Genomic DNA, 19,172 nt, shown 5'->3' with positions numbered 1-19,172 from the left:
GCTCCAGTGGCTCCCCGTATGACGGGAGTGACGCTTCGGAGGCGCTGTGCGCTTCGTTCACTGATGAGCATCTACTTCCATTTACGCGCGGTCCCGCCACCGGCCCTGCGCAACAGCTCGGCCTGGCTCCAACGCTTGTTCGAGGACGACTGGGACGCCGTCCGGGACCGGGTCGGTCGGCACCGCGAGGCAGTGCTGGGCGGCGCCTACCTCGACCACGAACTCCTCTACGCCGGTGGGCCACCGCACGACGTGAGACGCGGTCCGCGGGCCCAGGTCGTCCTCGGCGGACGGCCGGTCTGGCACCCCGATCCGCTCCAGCCGCCGTTCCTGCTGCTGTCCCCGGCGTGCACGGCGCGCGTCGCGGCCCATCTGACGGCGACGGACTTCGACGCCCTGTGGGAACGGGCCTGCGCCCCCCTCACCCTGGGCACCGAACACCCCGAGGCCCAGACCCGAGCGACACTCGCCCAGACCCACGGAACCCTGACGGCCTTCTACACCACAGCCGCCCGGCACGGCGACGCCGTGGTCAAGTGGCTGGTGCCGGAGCGGGCGGCCCGCCCCGGGGCCGCGCTCACGCCGGAGCGAGATGCGCGATCCCGCTTCTTCGGGACAAGCGATGGAAGGAGTGCCTGAGGGCAGCGAAGGGAGCCGTCATGGCCGTGTCCAGTACGCCGATGGACCTGACCCGGGCCGCGCACGTCGGGATCTCGGTCGCGGACCTGGATGTGTCGAACAGCGTGCCCTTCGGTGTCTCGCAGGGACTGCCCGTCGCGAAACTGCGCTACGCCACCTGTGCTTCCGGGTCGACGACTTCGGTGCGGTGTACCGGCGCATGAAGGGGCGGGCTACGACTTCCTCGGCGACGACTACACCTTCATCGCGGGCGAGGTCCGCCCCGACGAGGCACTGGGTACCCAGGTCGCCTACTTCAACGACCCCGACGGCACCAATCTGGAGATCATCCATCCCAAGGGCGGATTCGCCAACTAGCGCCCGGAATCCCGGTTGTCGGCCCGTCCGCACCGGCCTACCGTCGAGCAGTGGATCTCTTCGCACGCTCCTGGACCGCCCTGCGCACCGCGATCGCCGGCACTCCCGACGAGGAGTTCGACAGGCCCTGTGGATGTGCCGGGTGGCTGGTGCGGGATCTGGTGTGTCATCTGGTGATCGGGGCCCAGGACATCCTGATCACGCTGGTCACGCCCGCCGACGCGGAGCCGACCGTGAACGCGGTCAGTTACTGGCACCTCGTCGAGCCGCCGACGGGTGAGGACCCGCTCGACGCGCTGATTCCCCGGCTCGCCGCGGCGTACGGCGAGCCGCGGTGGCTGAAGTTCCACTTCGACGACGTCGGCTCCGCCGCCGGACGCGCCGCCGAGCCGGCCGATCGGGCCGCCCGTGTCCGTACCCGCGACGAGGTCCTGACCGTGGCCGACTACCTCCACGCCTACGTCCTCGAACAAACCCTGCACCACCTCGACCTGATCGCCCACCTCCCGTCGGCCCCGAACCGCCCGCCGAAACCCTCGCCGCCACCCGAGACCTGCTGGAGCGGCTCGCGGGGACGCCGTTCCCGGCCGCCCTCTCCGACCGGGACGCCCTGCTGATCGCCACGGGCCGCCGTACACCGACCGACGCGGAGCCCGCCGAGCTGGGCGACCTCGCGAAGCGACTGCCGCTGGCCGTGGGGTGAGGAGCGGCTGCTGTTCCATGCGCCCCGATCGCTGTGCTACGCGCCGACGAAGCGCACCGTCTCCGCCAGGTTCGCCCGCCCGGTCCGCACCGGCGGCATGCCCTCCTTCTCGAACCCCACGGCGACACCGCAGAACAGCACGAGCCCCTCACCGGCTTCGGTGACCTCGCCGACCGTCTCGCGGTACATCGTCCACATCACCTGCGGACAACTGTGCAGGCCCTCCGCCCGCAACAGCAGCATGACGGTCTGGAGATACATCCCCGCGTCCCCCCACTGTCCGGGCCCCATCTCCCCGTCCAGGTAGCAGAAGAGCACGACCGGCGCCCCGAACGCCGCCGAGTTCAACGCGGCGATCTTCCTGGGCCGTTCGACGTCGTCACGCTCGATCCCCAGCGCCGCGTACCGCTGCGCGGCGGCGGCCGAGAATCGGTCCAGATACGGCGAGTTCAGCTCGGCCGGGTACATCGGGTACTCCCGTTCGTCACCCGGGTCTCCCGCCAGTGCCCGGGCCGTGGCACGCCGCTTCAGCGCCGTCAGCGGCTCGCCGGTCACGACGTACAGGTGCCAGGGCTGGAGGTTGCCGCTCGACGGTGCCCGCCTCGCCGCGGTCAGCACGCGTTCGAGCACCTCCCTGGGCACCGGCTCGTCGCTGAACGCCCGCACCGCCCGCCGACTGTCCACGGCCTCGTACACATCCACGGCCCGACACCCTCCCGTCGACCACGACCCGTCGTCCCGGGCCGCTCCGCATGTGGTTCAACCCCCACCCAAGCGCACATCAACCGGTCGGCCCAACGGCAAATCGATACGCCGGGTGAAGGCGCCCGGCGCTTGATCAACTCGGGGACGGGCGGCGGTGATCCTGGGTCGGCAATGATCAACGGACCGGTCGGCACCCTGACGCCGGATCAGGTCCCCTCAGCCGCATGGAGTTCCCCTTGCGTGTTCGTCGTATCGTGACTGGCGCCCTCGGCGCCGCCGCCCTTGTCCTGACCTCGCTCGGCACGGTCACCACGTCCGCCGTTCCCGCCGCCGCCGACCCGTGCGGCTTCTTCGAGACCGGCTCGGACGCCTTCTACAACCACTGCACCTCGGACGGCTCCAGCATCGTCATCAAGGTCGAGGTCTCCCTGGCCCCCGACTACGAGCGGTGTGTCGGTCCCGGCAAGTCCTGGCTGGGTTCCGCCTCCAAGATCCAGGGTGCGTACTACACCGGCCGCACCTGCTGACCGGGGAACACGCGTGAGGGGCGGACGGACCGCGCGGCCCGTCCGCCCCTTTCGACTGCCCGCTAGCAGATCGTCTGCCGACTGTTGACCAGCGTGTTGTTGCGGAACGTGGTGTTGGTTCCGCACGGGTTCTCGGTGATGGCCGAGTTGGTGACCGTGAGGTTCTGGATGGTGATGTCGGAGTTGTTGGGGAACTCCGAGCGCGCCGCCAGCCGGATCTCACCGCCGCCGGTGACGCTGCCGCCCTCGGCGGCGATGTTCACGTTTTGACTTGCTCCTTGGGCCGAAGCCCGGGGATTGTGGCCTTCTCTCCCGAATCCCGTCCCGCTACGCGGTATCGGGTTCGGGAGAGAATCCGTGGCTTCCTGCTTCGTCGCGCGGTGCCTGAACAGGTTCGGGTCTTACCGGCGCTCCACAGGCTGTTACCGCCAGTCCGGCGGCCGTCTTCACGTTCTTCGCGGCGTTGTGGTCCCGGTCGTGGAGTGTGCCGCAGGCTTCACAGGTCCATGACCGCACCTGCAAGGGCTTGGGCCCGTCCTTGGCCCCGCAGGCGGAGCAGACCTGACTCGTCGGCTCGAACCGGCCGATTTTCACCAGGGTCCGCCCGTAGCGAACCGCTTTGTACTCCAGCATGTGCACGAACGCCGTCCAGCCCGCATCCTGCACACTCTTGGCCAGCCTCGTGCGCGCCAGTGCCTTGACCGCCAGGTCCTCCACGCCGATCGCTTGGTTCTCGCGGATCAGCCGGGTGGAGAACTGGTGGTGGAACTCGCGGCGCGCGTCAGTGACCTTGGCGTGGGCACGGGTGAACTTCAAGCGCGCCTTGTCTCGGTTCTTCGATCCCTTCTGTTTACGGGACAGCTTCCGCTGGGCCTTCTTCAGCCTCTTCTCCGCCCGGCGCAGGAACCGAGGCGAGTCGATCTTCGTGCCGTCGGACAAGACGGCGAAGTGGGTCAGGCCGAGATCCACACCGATAGTGCAGTCGGCTGCGGGCATCCGCGCTGCGTCGGCGGCGGCGTCGGTGTCGATGACGAAGGAGGCAAAGTACCGCCCTGCCGCGTCCTTGATCACGGTGACCGAGCTGGGGGTGGTGGGCAGTGGACGGGACCATCTCACCTTCACCGCACCGATCTTCGGCAGGTCCAGACGGCCGCCACCCGTGATCTTCCACCGGGCGTTGGTCGTGAACCGGATCGCCTGTCGGGCGTCCTTGCGGGACTTGAAACGGGGCGCGCCCCGTTTCGGTCCCTTGCAGGTGCCCTTGAGAGAGGTGAAGAAGTTGCGGTACGCGGTCTCGGCGTCGCGCAGGGACTGTTGCAGGACGACCGCGGAGACCTCTCCCAGCCAGGACCGTTCCGCTGTCCGCTTGGCCTCGGTGATCAGGCGAGTGGACAGCTCTCCGGCCTTCGGAAACGGCATGCCCTGTGCGCGGGCATCCTCACGCGCGCGCACCGCGTCGTTGAACACGACACGGGCGCACCCGAACGCCCTCGCCAACGCGGTCTGCTGGTCGGCATCCGGGTACAGGCGAAACGCGTACCGGAGCTGTATGACGATCACACCAGCCACTCCGAACATCCAGCGTCACTGGGAACGTGTGAGCTAGCCGTCACCATGGTGGGACGCAGTCCTGCTCCGCCGGAACGGCACCGCGACATTTGCTTCACTTCCGGCCTGAAGGCTGGAGAGCGACTGGAACCCGGTAGCTGGGCAGCGAGACACGGGATCCGGCGCTGATCGACCCCGAGCCGCGGACGACCACCCGCTCCTTCGAAGTGCGGCCCGCCGTCAGGCTGTTGACGGCCGCCTGCATCGCGGCCCGCATGTCCGTGCCGGTGTACACGACGGAACTGCCGCGGCGGGAGGTCCAGGTGCTGCCGCTGAGCACGGCCTCCGCCTGGTGGCCGCCCTCACCGCAGGCCGCCGCGAGCCGCGGTGCGGCCGCGCTCGCGGGCTCGGTGAGTAACGCGGCGCCGGTCAGCAGCGCGGTGGCACAGGCCGCGGCGGCGACGGCGCGGCTTCGGTGATTCATATCGGCTCCCGTGGGGGGTGAAGTGAGGTGAATCGATTCAATGGTGAATCCGTGACGCGTCTGCGCGTGATCCGGAGGGGTGCGGCTCAAGAGATCGCGGAGCGGCGTAGCAAGCGTTTTCTGCGGCGGTCCGCGAGTGTGCCAACGCCCTCGCGGCGCGTCAAGGGGTGCTGTTGATCGAGTGGTGACGGCAGGGGCCGGGGCGTACCGTCGAACGGTGGACCGACGGTGGACGCATCCGTTCACCGACCCCTCGCGAGGGCACCAGCCCCGAGAGTGCGACGCGACATGAGCAGCAGACCGCAGCCCACCACACCGCAGACCACCGCCCAGCAGAACGGCGGTGGCGGTAGCGCGATGGCCCTGTTGGTCATCGCTTCGTGCCAGTTGATGGTGGTCCTGGACATCACCATCGTGAACATCGCGCTGCCGGAGATCCAGCGCTCCCTGGACTTCTCCACCACCAGCCTGTCCTGGGTGGTCAACGCCTACACCCTGACCTTCGGCGGACTCCTGCTGCTCGGCGGCCGGGCGGGCGACATTCTGGGCCGGCGGCGGGTGTTCATCTTCGGCGTGCTGCTCTTCGTCCTCGCCTCCCTGCTCGGCGGGCTGGCCCAGAACGAGGCCCAACTCCTCGCCGCACGCGCCCTGCAGGGCGTCGGCGGCGCCATCGCCTCGCCGACTTCCCTCGCCCTGATCAGCACCACCTTCCGCGAAGGCCCGGAACGCAACCGGGCGTTCGGTGTGTTCGCCGCGGTCTCGGCGGGCGGCGGCGCGATCGGTCTGCTCGCCGGCGGCATCCTCGTCGAGTACCTGAACTGGCGCTGGGTGTTCTTCGTCAACGTCCCCATCGGCCTGCTCATCGCGCTCGCCACGCCCCGCTGGATCCGTGAGTCCGAACGCCACCCCGGCCACTTCGACATCACCGGTGCACTGATGTCCACCGCGGGCATGGTGCTCCTGGTGTACGGCTTCATCCGGGCCGCGCAGGACGGCTGGCGGGATCCGCTCACCCTGGCCTCGTTCGGTGCGGCCGTCGTGATCCTCGTCCTGTTCGTCTTCGTGGAGCGGCGCTCCAGCCAACCCATCACACCGCTGCACATGTTCGCCGACCGCAACCGCGCCGGCACCTACGGCATCATGCTGTGCCTGGCCGCCGCGATCTTCGGCATGTTCTTCTTCCTGACCCTCTTCGTGCAGAACGTGCTGGGCTTCAGCCCCTTGCAGGCCGGGCTCGCCTTCCTGCCGGTCAGCGCGGTCATCGCGATCGGCGCCGGGCTGGCTTCGAAGTTCCTGCCCGTCTACGGGCCCAAACCCTTCATGGTGGTCGGCGCCATCCTCGCGGCGGCCGGTCTGAGCTGGCTGACCCTGACCGACATCCACTCCACCTACGCGGGCAGCGTGCTCGGGCCGATGCTCGTCTTCAGCCTCGGCATGGGCATGGAGTTCGTCTCGCTGACCCTGATGGCGCTCTCCAACGTCCAGGTCCGGGAGACCGGCGCCGCCTCCGGGCTCCTCAACGCCACCCAACAGGTGGGCGGTTCACTGGGTCTGTCCATCCTGGTCACGATGTACGGCACGGCCAGCAGGAACGAGGCCGAGGAACAGGTCCCCGACTTCCTGTCCCAGGCGACCCCGGCGCAGAGACTGGAGTACGAGCGCACCGGCGAGCTGCCACCACCCTGGTCGCACGAGGTCCTCACCGCCGGCGTCTCCTCGGCGTTCATCATGGCCGCGATCTTCACGGTGGTCGCCGCGCTGATCGCCATCCTGGCCATCCAGGTCCGACCGTCCGACCTGGAACGGCTGAAGGGCGGGGAGGCACCGGGGCCGGTGTGACGTCCTCGGCGATCGAGCGGGGATCAGCGCGTCGTCGGCTCCGCTCCCCACGCCGCCGCGCACAGGGAGCGGTCGATCTCCCTGGTGTAGTGGGCCGCCGCCAGCCAGGCGCGGCCGAAGCGGTCGAGGTCGGCCGGGACCAGCCGGCCGAAGGAGTCGCGGGTCCGACCGGCCGCCGCCGCGTGCAGTTCGTCGAGCAGGACACCCGCGGTGGGAAAGCCCGTTGCGCGCAGGCGTCGGCCGTCGGTGGCACTGCCGCCCGGGAAGGCTAGCACCCGACGGCCTCCGGAGGCGGCCTGGTGGACCCGGCGGCGCAGCAGGTGCAGGGGCGCCTCGTCGGGGGCGGAGTGCCCGAGCACAGGTGCGGCTGTCCCCCCTCGGGGCAGGTCCGCGTGCTGGAGGCGGTCGACTCCCAGGTCCAGTCGGGCCTCGGGGTCCGTGGGGTGGGTCGTTGCCAGGAGCAGGGCGCGGGCGTGCGGCGCGGCGGTCAGCCGGGCCACGACCCGCAGCCGGGTGCCGGGGACGGTGGCGAGCAGCCGGAGGTTGTCGCGGTCGGGCAGCGCCGGATGGTCATGGGCCGCGGCGAAACGGACCGTCAGACCGCCGCAGTCGGCCAGCAGACAGTCGCCCGCCGCCTCACGGACCGTGCCGATCAGCGTGACGTCGAGGAACAGCAGACCGGGCCCGTCGGCCGCCAGCGCCCGCACCGCCTGCTCGGCGACCGGCACCGCCCACAGCCGGTCCAGCGGCTCGCCGTCCCAGGCCGCGCCGGACGCGCGCACCGCCCGTACGCCCTTGCCCGCGCCCAGCCGGCCCGTCGGCGAGACGGTCGCCCCGGACACCGCGAGACCGGCCCGGGACAGCTCACGGTGCGACAGCGCCGTATCGCCGATCCGTACGGCGCGTTCGGCCGCCCCCACGGCCCGGTTCGCCCCGCCCGGCGCCACGTGTGACACCGTGTACAGGCGGCCCTCGGCGTCGGCGGTCCAGGTCACGGCGCCCGCGTAGCCGGTCGCGGTGAGGACGGGTTCCGAGAACAGGCCGTACAGCCGCAGGGAGCCGTCCGGCGTGTACGGCTGCCGCACGCTGCCGCGCAGCGCGGTCAACTCCGGGCCCGTGGCCCGCGGGAGACGATGCGCCGCGCCCAGGACGGCGTGCAGTCCGGCGACGAGATCGGTGAGCCGGTACGACGGGTCCGCGCCGCGGGCCGCCCGCAGCGCGGTGACCACGGCGACCGCCGAGGCGGCGGCCCGGGGCAGCCCCGCGAGGCGTGCCGTGTGCGCGGCGCGGAGCAGTTCCGCCTGGAGCACCGCCCCGGCACCGTCCGTACCGGCATCGAGCATGGCGGCCGCGGCGTCGCGCAGGGCGCGGGCGGCGTCGACCTGTTCGGGGGTCGGCGACTGGTCCGCGTCCGGGACTTCGGGCTCCGCCGCCTCAGGCTCCTCCTCCGGTGCGGCGGCATCGGCCGCCGAGGCCACGGGCGCCATCGAAGCCACCGCCGCGCGGTGCAGACAGTCGGGCGCCAGCAGGCAACCGCAGCGGATCGCGTCCCCACTGGTCACCACCCCGCCCGGGGCGTGCAGTTCGAGGTCGGTGTCGTCGTCCACGGCCAGACGTACGGTGTCGCCGTCCACGACGACCGGGCGGCCCGCCAGTTTGGCGACCCCCGCGTCCAGGCGTTTGCGCAGCCGGGGCGACAGCGCTCCGACCAGTTCTGCGGTCACCTCGGGGGCGACCGGCGGAAGGCCCGGGCTCATGCGATCTTCTCTCCTACCCAGCGGGCGAGTTCGAGCGGACTGAGGGCGGCCACCGGCATGCCCGCGGCGACGAGCTGTCCCGCGACGCCGGTGGAATAGCGCGGGCGGCCCGCGTCGTCGAGACTCGCGCAGCCCAGCACATGGCAGCCCGCCCCGACCAGGGCGCGCACCTCGCCGAGGAGCCCGCCGAGCGGATAGCCCTCCTCGAAGTCGCTGACCACCACCACGAGCGTCCGGGACGGCACCGTGACCAGTTCACGCGCGTGCCGCAGCCCCGCGGCGATGTGCGTACCGCCGCCCACGCTGACCTCCAGCAGCAGGGACAACGGATCCTCGACATGACCGGTGAGGTCGATGACCTCGGTGGAGAAGGCGAGGAAGTGCGTGGACAGCGTGGGCACCCCGGCCAGTACCGAGGCGGTGAGCGCGGCCCAGACCGTGGACGCCTCCATCGACCCGGACACGTCCGTCACCAGGATCAGCCGCCAGTCGGCGGCCCGTTTCGCCCGGGTGCGGAACACCGGTCGCTCCGGGATCACCACGACCCGGCCGTCCGGCTCGCGTCGTGCGGTCGCCAGGTTGGCGCGCAGGGTGCGCGGCAGGTCCAGGCCGCCGCCCGGACGCCGGCTCGGGCGCGGCAGAGCCGTGCCGTGCAGGGCGGGGCGCAGTCGCGTGGCCAGCTCCCGGGTCAGGGCGTCCACCAGCCGCCGTACGAGGGGCCGCAGCGCGGCCAGCCGTGCCTCCGGGAGTCCGCCGGCATGCCGCAGCACGGTCCGCAGCAGATCCACGGACGGCCGCACGCGGTCCGGATCGAGCTCGGCCAGCACATCGGTACGGCCCTCCGCCGCCGCGGCGGCCAGCACCTCCTCCCGGATCCCCGGCCCGAACAACGCGGCCAGCTCCTCCGACCACTCCCGAACCCCCGGATACGGCGCCTCCCGGCCGCCGCCCGCTCCCGGCAGCCCGCCCCGGCTGCCCTCGCCGCGCCCGGAGCCGTACAGCTCGTCCAGCGCGGTGGCCAACCCGGCCGCGGAACGCGGGAGTTGATCGGAGCGCCGCCCCAGCACCAGCCGCCAGCGGTCGGCGGGGGAGAGCTGCCGGTCCGCCAAGTCCGTGGCGGGTCCCGGGGTTTCGGGCTCCCGCGTTTCCGCCGCCCGGGGTGACAGCAGCAGCCCGAGCCGCTCCAGGTCCGCCCTGGCCGCGAGGTCGGCTCGTGTCCAGGTGGCCAGCGCGACGGGGTCGACGCCGCCGGTGTCGGTCACCGCTCGTCCGGCGCCGAGGCGGTCCTCCACGGCGGCGAGCAGGCGCTCGCGAGCCGCCGGGCTGAGCGTGTCGAAGCCGCCGCGCAACGCGGGCAGCCGATCCAGGAACGCCCGGTCCGACAGCTCCGCCACCCGGCCGAGCAGCGGCTCCAGCGCGGCCGGCGCCGACTCCAGCAGTGGTCCGGCCGCGGTCAGCACGCCCGTGAGCCGGGCGGTCAGCGCCGACCGGGACTCCCCGGTGGTGGCCGAGTCGACCCACGAGGCGATACGGCCGCCCAGGGCGTCCGGCGCCTCGTGCCCGAGCAGGACGCGTACCGCCCCGGCGGCGCCCCGCATCAACGGCGAGCCGTCGGCCGCGAGCCGGGTGAGCGCGTCGGTGAGGCGGATACCGCCCGACTGATCGGCGCGGTGGGCGAGTTCGAGCAGGGCATGGGCGTCGGCCGGGTCCTCGGATCCGGTCAGCCCGTCCACCTGGCGCACCGCGGCGGACGTCAGCGCCTCGGCCACGGCGACGGCCCGTTCCGTACGGTGCTCGTCGGCGGCGAGGCCCGGGATGTGACCGGCGCGCAGCCGGTCCAACAGGGCGAGTCCGTCGAGGAGTTCGGGCAGCGTGCCGGAGTACGGCAGCACCTCGGCGACATCCGCGAGCCGTTCGTCCGCGAGCGCGGGCAGTCCGCACTCCGCCGACTCCCGCAGACCCCGCAGTGCCTGCTCGGCCGTACTCCCGCCCTCGTCCCGCTCCGTCCGGCGCCGCTCGCGCAGCACTCCCTCGGCGGCCTGGGCCGCGGTCACCCCGCGCACTCCGGCCGCCGTCAGCATCGCCGCCGTCGCCGGGGTCCAGCGCGCCTCCCAGCGCGAGGTCAGCGCCTCGGCGCCGCCCGCACCGGTCACCTCCTGGGCCTCCGCGTAGGGCACCCGGCACACGGTCAGGCGGCGCAGCAGCAGTTCGCGCCGACGGTCCAGATCCGAACGGAGCGGATCCAGCCGGAGCTCACGTGCGGCGCCGGCGGCTCCCGGTCCCGGCAGGCCCAGTTCCGCGAGCTCCGACTCCACCGCCGGGGCCAGACCGCTGCGGGGCGCGCCGGGCGCGGGCCGCCCGACGCGGGTGCCGACGAGCACCCGCTCCATCGCCCGCGCCACCGCCCGCCCCCGGCCGTACGGTTCGCCCTGCGCGAGCACCGTCTGAACGGCCTCGACCAGCTCACCACGCCCCGCGGCGGGCAGTCCCCGCAGCCTCGCCAGATCACCGGCGAGGCGCGTGATCTCCCGGGCGTCGGCGGGCCCCGACGGATGCCCGAGCGAGCGCAGTTCGGCGCACACCCGCACGGCCGCCCGCGTCAGCGCCTCCTCCAGCGCGGTCGGCTCCCCGGCCGCCGCCCACACCAGGTGCTGCCACTCCGGATCCCGGATGCCGGCCGGGTATCCGGAGCGCTCGTCGAGCAGGGCGTAGGTGTAGGGGATGAGGGAGGTGGTCCAACTCCCGCCCACTGTGGGTGAGTCGACCTCCGAGGCGGCATCGGGCTCGGCCGCCACCAGCGCCGGAGCGTGAAACGCGCCGATGACCAACGCCGCCCGTTCCCCCTTCGCCGTGGCCTCCGCCAGCCGCGCCCGCATCCACCGCTCGCGCCGCAGATCCAGCTCGGGCACGCCCACCGACGCCGCCGCGTCCTCGCGCAGGGCCCAGCCCGTGAGCAGAGCGGCCCGGCGCAGCGCCTCCGGCGGGGAGCCCGGAGCGGTGGCCTCCACCAGACGGTCCCACAGATCGTCCCCCGGGCGCCCGGTCAGCCGGGCCCGCAGCACCTCGGCGATACCGGGACCGGCTGACCCCGACCCGCCCGCGCTCCGCCCCTCACCCCACGCCCGGTCGGCCAACGGCAGATCACACGCGACGACCGGCACCCCGCGCCGCGCCGCCCAGCGGGCAGCGGCCAGCTCGGGCGAGAACTCGGCGAACGGGTAGAACGCCGGACCACCCCCGTCGCCACCCGTGGGCGCGGCCGCGAGCGCAACCGGTGCCTGTGTCTCCTCATGGGCCAGCCACGGCAGCCATTCCTGCATTTCCGCCGGGAGTTCGACGAGCAGCACATCGGGCTCGGCCGCGTCCAGGAGAGCGGACATGGCGGCGGCCAGGGACGGGGCGTGATGGCGAACGCCGATGAGGTAGGGGGCCGCCGGGTCGGTGAGGGCGGTCATCGCCTCGTCGGGGGAGAGGGGCATGGCCGTCAGCCCTCCAGGACCGTGCGCAGGTCCCACAGGGTGCGCCAGGTGGCGGAGCCCTGCTCGGCGCGGCGCCGGACCGGGCCGTCCCAGTAGCCGCGCAGGCGGGCCGCGTCGGCCGGGTCGTCCTTGCGGACCACGCCGAGCAGATGGCCCGGCAGCAGCCCGAGCACATCCTGGTCGCCCGGGAAGTACGCCGCGGCCAGGCCCAGCGCGCCCGCCACGGACACCGCCTCCGCCGTGCTCATCACCGTGGACGGCCGCTCCACCTCCCAGCCCTCGGCGGACCGCCCCTCCCGCAGATCACGGAACGCGGTCACCAACGCCTCCAGCACCGCGTCGTCGACCTGGAAGGCGGCCCCCGCCCGCTCCACCGAGGCCCGCGCCTGGCTGCGGACCAGCGCGGTCTCGGCGTCGAGGTCCGCGATCGGGCCGACCGTCTCGAAGTTGAAGCGGCGCTTGAGCGCGGCGGACATCTCCGAGACGCCCTTGTCCCGCAGGTTGGCCGTGGCGATGAGGTTGAAGCCGGGCGCGGCATGCGCCAACGAGTCCTCGCCGCCCGCCAGTTCGGGCACCGCGATCCGCCGCTCGGAGAGCAGCGAGACCAGCGAGTCCTGCACCTCGGGCAGACAGCGGGTGACCTCCTCGACCCGGGCGATGCCGCCCCGGGACATGGCGGTGAGCACGGGCGACGGCACCAGGGCCTGCCGGCTGGGGCCCTGGGCCAGTAGCAGGGCGTAGTTCCAGCCGTACTTGAGCTGGTCCTCGGTGGTGCCCGCGGTGCCCTGCACGACCAGTCCGCTGGTACCGCACACCGCCGCCGACAGCAGCTCCGACAGCATGGACTTGGCGGTGCCGGGCTCACCGACCAGCAGCAGTCCGCGTTCGCCGGCGAGCGTGACGACACAGCGCTCGACCAGCGCCCGGTCGCCGACGAACTTCGCCGACACCTCCAGCCGCCGCGGCACCCCGTCCGGTGCTTCGGCCGTGTCGGGCAGCTTCAGCGCCCGGCCGCCGCTGCCCATGACGAAGGTGACGACGGCACGGGGCGTGAGCCGCCAGGCGGGCGGTCGCGGACCGTCGTCGTACGCGGCGAGGAAGGCCAGTTCGGCGGCGTACAGATCCTCGGGCGGGACGATCTGGCGGGTGGCGAGGGCGGTGGTCATGGGCTGCGGGTCTTCCGGTCGGTCGGACGGGGCTGGGGCGGGGGCGGTCGTCATCGGCGGCGTCCCTTCCGGGTGGCCCGCGTGGTGAGTTCCTCGTAGGCCGGGGTGTCGCCGCCGCGGACGCGTTCCCACGCGCGGGCGAACAGTTCGGTCAGCGGCCGTTGCGGGACGGTCCGCACATGCTCGCCGATCGGGTACAGGCCCTCCTTCCACGCCTCCACCGGCAGCGCGGAGCCCTTCAGGTCCCGCCAGGCGCCCGGCAGGAACAGGGTGCGCCCCGCGCGGGTCCGCTTCGCCTCGACGACCAGGTCGGTCGCCGCCAGTTCGGCGCGGGACTTCTTCAGCCGGGCGGGCTTCCAGCCGGTCCAGCGGGCGCAATTGCGGTCCGTCGGATCGGGCAGCGTGAGCAGCTGGAGGTACAGCGCCGCCGCGTCCTCGCTCAGACCCTGGGCTTCGGCGACCTCCTTGACCAGCTCCGGCACGCTGACCGTGGGGTCCTGGGCGTGGCCGACGGGCCCCGTGGGGTCGGTGCCCGCCGCGACGGCTCGGGCGAGGTCGTCGGACAGGAGCGCCCGCAGCGAGCGCAGCCCGGCACCGCGGTGCGGGCCCACCAGCCCTTCGAGGAGCCCGAGTACGGCGTCGTCCGGGCCGGTGAGGCCGGCCGTGCGGACCAGGGGCTGCTCCAGGTCGCGGTGCCACGGCCGCAGCACCAGAGCCTCGGCCACCCGGGTCCGGCCGTGCGCGTCGGCCCCGCCGGTCTCCGGGAGGCCGTACGCCTTGCGCAGCTCCACGGCGGTCGAGCTGCCCTTCTCCGTCCACTCGACGTCGAGCGGGAGCAGGAGTTCCGGGTCGGCGATCCGGCGGCGCAGCGCGGCGAGCCCTTCCGGCAGCGCGGCCCGCAGCGGGTGGCCGTAGGGCAGGGCATAGGCGAGGGAGGCCAGCGTCAGGACCGCACTCGACAGGTCGTGCCGGCCGGGCTCGGCCGCCGGGTCCTGCGGGACCAGGTTGCCGTCCTTGTCGGGGCGCAGCACCGTGGTCCCCTTGATCCAGGGGGTACGCCCGGGGTTGAGCACCGTCTCGGCGGACCCGGCGGGCAGCCCCGCGAGGTCGGCCGACAGCTCCTCGGGCAGCCGGACGACCGAGCCGAGACGCTCGGCCCACACCGTGCCCGCGGCGGCCAGATCCGGGCCGGTCCGCCACAGGTCGGCGGGGTCGGCGGGCAGCAGCGCCGAGAGCAGCGCCGTGCGGTCCGTCTTCCCGAGCGAGCCGAGCATGCCCTTCGCCTGGTCCATCTGCCGTGGCTTCAGGCCCAGGAGGGCGAGCGCCTCGGGGTCGCGTTCGTGCGGCAGACCGGCCAGCAGCACACCCGCCTGGAGCGGGCCGAGCCCGCCCCGGGTGACGGCGGCGAACGCCTCGACCGCCTCGGGCCGCCAGGGCGCGGCGCCCTTGTCCCGGACCAGCCGGGCCACGGCGGCGAGCCCGTCGGCGGGGAACGCCTGCGGGTGCCGGGTCTCGCTCTCCAGGGTGAAGTGGGCGACGGCACCGAACGCGCCGGTCGGATCGTGGTCCAGCGCGAGCCAGTTGGTCCGGCCGCGGGCCGTGTCGACGTTCTGGCAGCCGAGCACGACGACCGTACGGCCGTCCCGGCGCAGGACCTGGCCGAGCCGCTGCTGCTTCTCCGTCGGCTCGCCCAGGACGACCACGCGCACCCCCTCCCCGGTGGCGAGGGGGCCTTCGGCGAGCGCCTCGAACAGCAGGAGCAGCGCCTCCCGTTGGGCCGTGGGCACCGTCGCCAGCGCGGCCCGGTAGGCGAGCGGGCGGACCACGCCGAGCAGGTCCGGCCAGATCATGCCGATCCGCGGGATCGTGTACTCGTCGCTGACCCAGCCGTCGCTCAGCGGCGCCGGACGCGTGTTGTCCGTGGACAGTGGCGTGCCGTCGGCGGGGCGGCCGGACAGCACGTGGTTCGCCGCGCGGATCTGCCGCAGCATGCTCCACTGCTCCGTGCTGCCCCAGCCGCCCCACATGCTGGTCAGGCCGGCGGTGGCGTCGCGCAGGGTGCGGTCGTCGCCGTGCTCGGGGCTGTAGTCCGCGAACATGCCCTCCGTGCGCCGCTTGTTCACCGGTGGCCGCTCGACCGGGGGCGCCGCGAGGGTCATGGCCGACTCGATGACGCTGCGGGCCGCCCGCACCAGGGAGGTGACACCGATCAGCAGCCGCTCGTCGGTCAGTTCGGTCAGGGTCGACCGGACGGCCCGCAGTACGAACTCGTCGGCGCTGGGGATCTTGGCGCGGTCCTCCGGGGTCGTGGCCGCGGCGAACTGCGCACGGTATTCCGCCGTGGCGGCGGCGGACGCCCGCAGCAGTGCCGCCGCCCGCTCGTCGCCCAGGCCGCGCAGCACGGCCGAGCCCTTCTCGTCACGAGGACGCAGGGCGTGCCAGAAGGCCACCGGTGGTACGTACCGGCTGCCCGCAGCGAACCGATGGCCCCGCTCACCCAGGGTCACCTGGCCGAGCATGCCGCCCGCGGAGGTGTCCTCGGCCGCGAACAGGGCGATGCGCGAGCCGTCCCGCGCGACGACCGGCTCGGCGCCCCCGGGCAGCCGCAGCGAACCCAGCGGAATGCCCACCGTCCGGCGCAGGGTGACCGTACGGCCGTCCGGAGTGCCGACGGTCGTCAGCCTCTCGCCGTCCTCCGTCCCGGTGCGCACCCAGCGTCCGAGGACTGTGCCGTCGGTGCCGAACGGGCTGTGCTCCAGGCCGGGTTGCAGGGGCAGCACCTCGCACTGGTGCTGGTCGAGGGTGGCGTCCTCGTGGATGCCGGACCGCAGGAAGGCGGGCAGCGAGGCACGGCTGTGCGTGCCGGTGGCCGGGTCGTACTCCAGCCACAGCTGCTGCCGCCCCTGGTGGCCCTGGCGCCAGCAGGTGATGCCGTCGCTGAGGACCGGGCGGTTCGGGGGCAGCACGGTGTCACCCGCGTGCAGGGTGCGGCCACCGGTGGCCCGGCCGCCGCCGGGTAGCGGGATCGACGGGGAGGCGAGGTTGTGGCCGTGGTAGTAGCCGAGCTGCTCGCCGGTGAGCGTGAACACCTCCGACGGCCGCGCCGACCAGTAGCCGCACTGCTTTGCGTCCTGCCGCCACATCACCAGCAACTCGCCGTCGGTGTAACGGAACTGGGGGCGGCTCCAGCGGTCCAGCTCGACGGGCAGGCGCAGTTCGTGTTCGAGCAGCACCTCCTGCGGGCCGACGACGACCGCCTTGTGCCCCCGTGACAGGATCAGCGCGGGCCATGCCTCGCTGACCATCAGGTCGTTGAGGTGGCTCTTGGGGCGGATCTCGGAGTCGAGCAGCCGGAGCGCCTCGTCGAGGGCGGGCCAGCCCAGCTCGTCGATGATGCCCGCGCGCAGCGTACGGCCCAGCAGCGGCGCGACCTCATGGGCGGCGACCAGGGCCACGGCCTCGGGTTCGACCAGCCTGGCCACCGACTGGAAGGTCCGCAGCCGGTCCAGCGCCTCCCGCGCGCCGGGCAGCCCGGTCGCCCGGGTGAACTCGTCGGCCCGGTCGGCGATCCAATCCCGCAGCACCTCGCCCAGCACCGGGTGCGCGGCGACCGACTCCAGCAGCTTGTCGGAGCCACGGTCCCGGCCGAGGGTGCCCAGCGCCTCGTAGAGCAGGCGCCGCAGCCGTGGGTCGGCGGCGGTGGCCACCAGGTCACGGCGGCCGGGGCGCTCGTCGCGCAGCCAGCGGTCGAGTGCCACGTGGACGGGGGTGTCCACCTCGGGCACCGACAGCGGGACGCCCTCCGCCGCGCACAGGTCGAGCAGATCCAGGTCGGCGCCCGCGTGCCAGCGGCCGGTGAACAGATCGACCGCCCGCCCCTCGGCACGCAGCCGCGGAGCCATCCGCTCGGCCAGCGCGAGCGTGGCGGGGGACCGTCCGGAGACGGCGGAGCCGTGCTTGCGGTAGGTCGCCCACCGGCCGAGCCACTCCGCCGGGTCCACCTCGCCCGCGTCCTCGCCGGTCAGCAGCCGGTCGGCGCTCGTCTCCGCGAGGATCCCGAGCCAGAACTCGTCGTCCTCGACGGACCTGCCCAGACCGCCCGGCATGATCTCCAGCAGCCGGACCCGCGCCTGCGGGCGCTCCTTGGCGAGCACGGTCAGCGTGGCGCGGTAGGTGTTCCAGAAGGAGGCCGGAGCGCGCACCGCGGCCGGGGAGGCGATCAGGTCGGCGACCAGGGCGCACTCCTCCGTCACCCGGGCCAGTCCGGCCGCCTTGATCAGGCTCCGGGCGTCCTGCGGCAGCGAGGCGTACGGCGGCATGCCCGCCGCGCAGCGCTCCACGGTCAGCTGCCGGTACTGCGCCCACGCCTCGCCGGGGTCGAGCCGCCGGGCCAGATCCTTCACATGCTCCTTGAGCGCCTTGACCGTCAGCGCCCCGGCGAAGGCGAACTCCAGGAACACCGCGCGCTGCCGGTCCTCGTCCACGGCCAGCGCGTGCACCCGCTCGGCCTCGCGCGCCTTGCCGAAGAAGGCCGCCGCGTACGTCGTGTTCTCGTGCTGGAGGAAGATCCGCGCGGCCTGCTCGTAGAACGTCGGCAGGAAGTGCGGGACGGCCCGGCCGAGCCGCTCGCCCAGTGCCTCGAAGCCGTCCTTGGCGGTGCCTGGCCGGGACTTGGCCTGCCGGGCGAGCCGCTCGACGTCCTTGACCAGGGCCAGCGCGTGGTGGCCGTTGGCCGGGTCGTAGACCAGCGCCCAGGCGGGGAAGCCGAGTGTCTCGCGGCGCACCTGCCCGACCTCGGGCGTCCGAGGCTCGCGGGCCAGGCCCAGGAACTCCAGGGCGAGATCCTCCGCCTCGCCCAGTGTGCCCGGCACCAGCCGGACGACGCGCCGGTCGTCCAGGGCGGGGTGGGTATAGGTGCGGACGGTGAGGGTGTCGGCGTCCTCGCGGTCGGTGCTGCCCGGCGGAAGGACGGCGCCCGCCTCCAGCAGCGCGGCCGCGGTGGTCTCGTCGTACGTGCTCATGCGGCCTTCTCCTCGTCCTCGATGTCGCGTCCCGCGTACAGCGCGGCCGCCATGCGCATGCCCTCCGACCAGGCCACCGGCCCGACCTGACCGAGCCTCAGCGCCTTTCCGGCACTGTCCGTCCAGGTGAGCGGGCCGGTCTCGGTCTCCATATAGGTCTCGTAGTCGCCGATCCAGACCCGGGCCTCGATCGCGCGGCCGTCCTCGCGCAGCGAGCAGACGGCGTCGCCGCCGCGGACGCGGTAGCCGAGCTGGGTGGCCCGGCCGGCCAGGAACCGCAGCTCCTTGAACACCCCGCCCGCGTACTCCTCGACGGACCGGGACTCGGTGTCGAGGTTCTCCGGGCGGTGCCACACCTCGCGGAAGAGCTGCTGGGCGCGCTGCTCGACGCCGAGTTCGACGGCGAACTCCCGCAGCTCCTCCAGGTCCTCCAGGAGCACCGGGTGCGGGAGGCGCACGAGTTCGGGGCTGATGCGCACGGTGTCGCCGTCCAGGTCGACGAGACCGAGGCCGCGGTCGACGTCGGCGTCCCGCAGGAACCCGGCGACCTCGCCGTCCGGTCCGCTGACGACCAGGTCGCGCAGGGCCGCCTGCCAGGCCGGGTCCGGCCACACCCGGGCGATGACCGGGAGCGGCACCGCGAGGGAGCGCACCATCCACCGCTCCACGTCGGTCAGGCACTGCCGTTCGTGCCGCTGAAGCCACTCGGCGAGCTGACGCAGCTCCACCACCGCGGGATCGTCCGCGAGTTTGGCCGGTACCGACTTCAGCCGCCGCCCGGCCGCGTTGCGGCACACGACCTTCCCCGCGTCCAGCGCGACCTCGTAGTCGCCCGCCGTCACCCACCCCACAGGTGCCTCCCCGCACTTCGTCGATCAAGTGACGGGAACTCTAGGGGAGACCACTGACAACGCGCCGCCGGGGTACCTGACCTGCGTGGCAGCCGC

General features: G+C 73.3%; 12 protein-coding genes and 3 pseudogenes. 6 read left to right on the top strand and 9 right to left on the bottom strand.

Annotated elements, in window-relative coordinates; all coding sequences use genetic code 11:
- Window positions 1–63 precede the first annotated feature (63 nt).
- From STRCI_RS04755 to STRCI_RS04740, 4 genes and pseudogenes are all read left to right on the top strand, one after another.
- A complete protein-coding gene (locus STRCI_RS04755) occupies window positions 64–639 on the top strand; it encodes a DUF1877 family protein (protein ID WP_269657561.1) in 576 nt (191 codons plus the stop codon).
- A 20-nt stretch (window positions 640–659) separates the two neighbouring features.
- Complete coding sequence (locus STRCI_RS04750) at window positions 660–842, top strand: hypothetical protein (protein WP_269657560.1); 183 nt, start codon at window positions 660–662, stop codon at window positions 840–842.
- Window positions 799–996, top strand: a complete 198-nt coding sequence (locus STRCI_RS04745) for a VOC family protein (protein ID WP_269657559.1) — start codon at window positions 799–801, stop codon at window positions 994–996. The genes STRCI_RS04750 and STRCI_RS04745 overlap by 44 nt, the downstream gene beginning before the upstream one ends.
- A gap of 50 nt (window positions 997–1,046) precedes the next feature.
- A pseudogene (locus STRCI_RS04740) lies at window positions 1,047–1,699 on the top strand (maleylpyruvate isomerase N-terminal domain-containing protein).
- 36 nt (window positions 1,700–1,735) lie between these two features.
- Here STRCI_RS04740 and STRCI_RS04735 read toward each other — a convergent pair.
- Complete coding sequence (locus STRCI_RS04735) at window positions 1,736–2,401, bottom strand: nitroreductase (RefSeq protein WP_269657558.1); 666 nt, start codon at window positions 2,399–2,401, stop codon at window positions 1,736–1,738.
- Window positions 2,402–2,628: 227 nt separating this feature from the next.
- Between STRCI_RS04735 and STRCI_RS04730 the strand changes: the two genes are divergently transcribed.
- The gene (locus STRCI_RS04730) at window positions 2,629–2,931 is read left to right on the top strand and encodes a DUF6355 family natural product biosynthesis protein (RefSeq protein WP_269657557.1); all 303 of its coding nucleotides are present in this window, start codon (window positions 2,629–2,631) and stop codon (window positions 2,929–2,931) included.
- Between the two features lie 62 nt (window positions 2,932–2,993).
- On the opposite strand, the pseudogene STRCI_RS04725 reads toward STRCI_RS04730, so the two are convergent.
- From STRCI_RS04725 to STRCI_RS04715, 3 genes and pseudogenes are all read right to left on the bottom strand, one after another.
- Window positions 2,994–3,197 (bottom strand): annotated as a pseudogene (locus STRCI_RS04725) (hypothetical protein); the annotation flags it as partial.
- Window positions 3,198–3,258: 61 nt separating this feature from the next.
- The gene (locus STRCI_RS04720) at window positions 3,259–4,482 is read right to left on the bottom strand and encodes an RNA-guided endonuclease InsQ/TnpB family protein (RefSeq protein WP_269664485.1); all 1,224 of its coding nucleotides are present in this window, start codon (window positions 4,480–4,482) and stop codon (window positions 3,259–3,261) included.
- Between the two features lie 145 nt (window positions 4,483–4,627).
- Window positions 4,628–5,005: pseudogene (locus STRCI_RS04715) on the bottom strand (hypothetical protein); the annotation flags it as partial.
- A gap of 246 nt (window positions 5,006–5,251) precedes the next feature.
- Between STRCI_RS04715 and STRCI_RS04710 the strand changes: the two are divergent.
- The gene (locus tag STRCI_RS04710) at window positions 5,252–6,802 is read left to right on the top strand and encodes an MFS transporter (protein ID WP_269657556.1); all 1,551 of its coding nucleotides are present in this window, start codon (window positions 5,252–5,254) and stop codon (window positions 6,800–6,802) included.
- Window positions 6,803–6,825: 23 nt separating this feature from the next.
- Here the strand turns inward: STRCI_RS04710 and STRCI_RS04705 are convergent, their stop codons facing one another.
- From STRCI_RS04705 to STRCI_RS04685, 5 genes are read right to left on the bottom strand one after another with little or no spacing between them, the layout of a single operon-like run.
- Window positions 6,826–8,559, bottom strand: coding sequence for a hypothetical protein (locus STRCI_RS04705; RefSeq protein WP_269657555.1), 1,734 nt, complete (start codon window positions 8,557–8,559; stop codon window positions 6,826–6,828).
- Complete coding sequence (locus STRCI_RS04700) at window positions 8,556–12,038, bottom strand: vWA domain-containing protein (protein ID WP_269657554.1); 3,483 nt, start codon at window positions 12,036–12,038, stop codon at window positions 8,556–8,558. Before STRCI_RS04700 ends, STRCI_RS04705 begins: the two co-directional genes overlap by 4 nt.
- Window positions 12,039–12,043: 5 nt before the next feature.
- Entirely contained in the window at window positions 12,044–13,204 is a 1,161-nt protein-coding gene (locus tag STRCI_RS04695; RefSeq protein ID WP_269657553.1) for an ATP-binding protein, read from the bottom strand.
- 50 nt (window positions 13,205–13,254) lie between these two features.
- Window positions 13,255–18,225 carry a hypothetical protein gene (locus STRCI_RS04690; protein WP_269657552.1) on the bottom strand — a complete coding sequence of 1,657 codons (4,971 nt, stop codon included), beginning with the start codon at window positions 18,223–18,225 and terminating at the stop codon, window positions 13,255–13,257.
- Window positions 18,222–19,076: a DUF4132 domain-containing protein gene (locus STRCI_RS04685; RefSeq protein WP_269657551.1), complete on the bottom strand. Its 855-nt coding sequence runs from the start codon at window positions 19,074–19,076 to the stop codon at window positions 18,222–18,224. The genes STRCI_RS04690 and STRCI_RS04685 overlap by 4 nt, the downstream gene beginning before the upstream one ends.
- Window positions 19,077–19,172 lie beyond the last annotated feature (96 nt).

The organism is Streptomyces cinnabarinus (assembly GCF_027270315.1).
Taxonomy (GTDB): Bacteria; Actinomycetota; Actinomycetes; order Streptomycetales; family Streptomycetaceae; genus Streptomyces; species Streptomyces cinnabarinus.
This window is presented reverse-complemented; position numbering and strand designations above follow the sequence as displayed.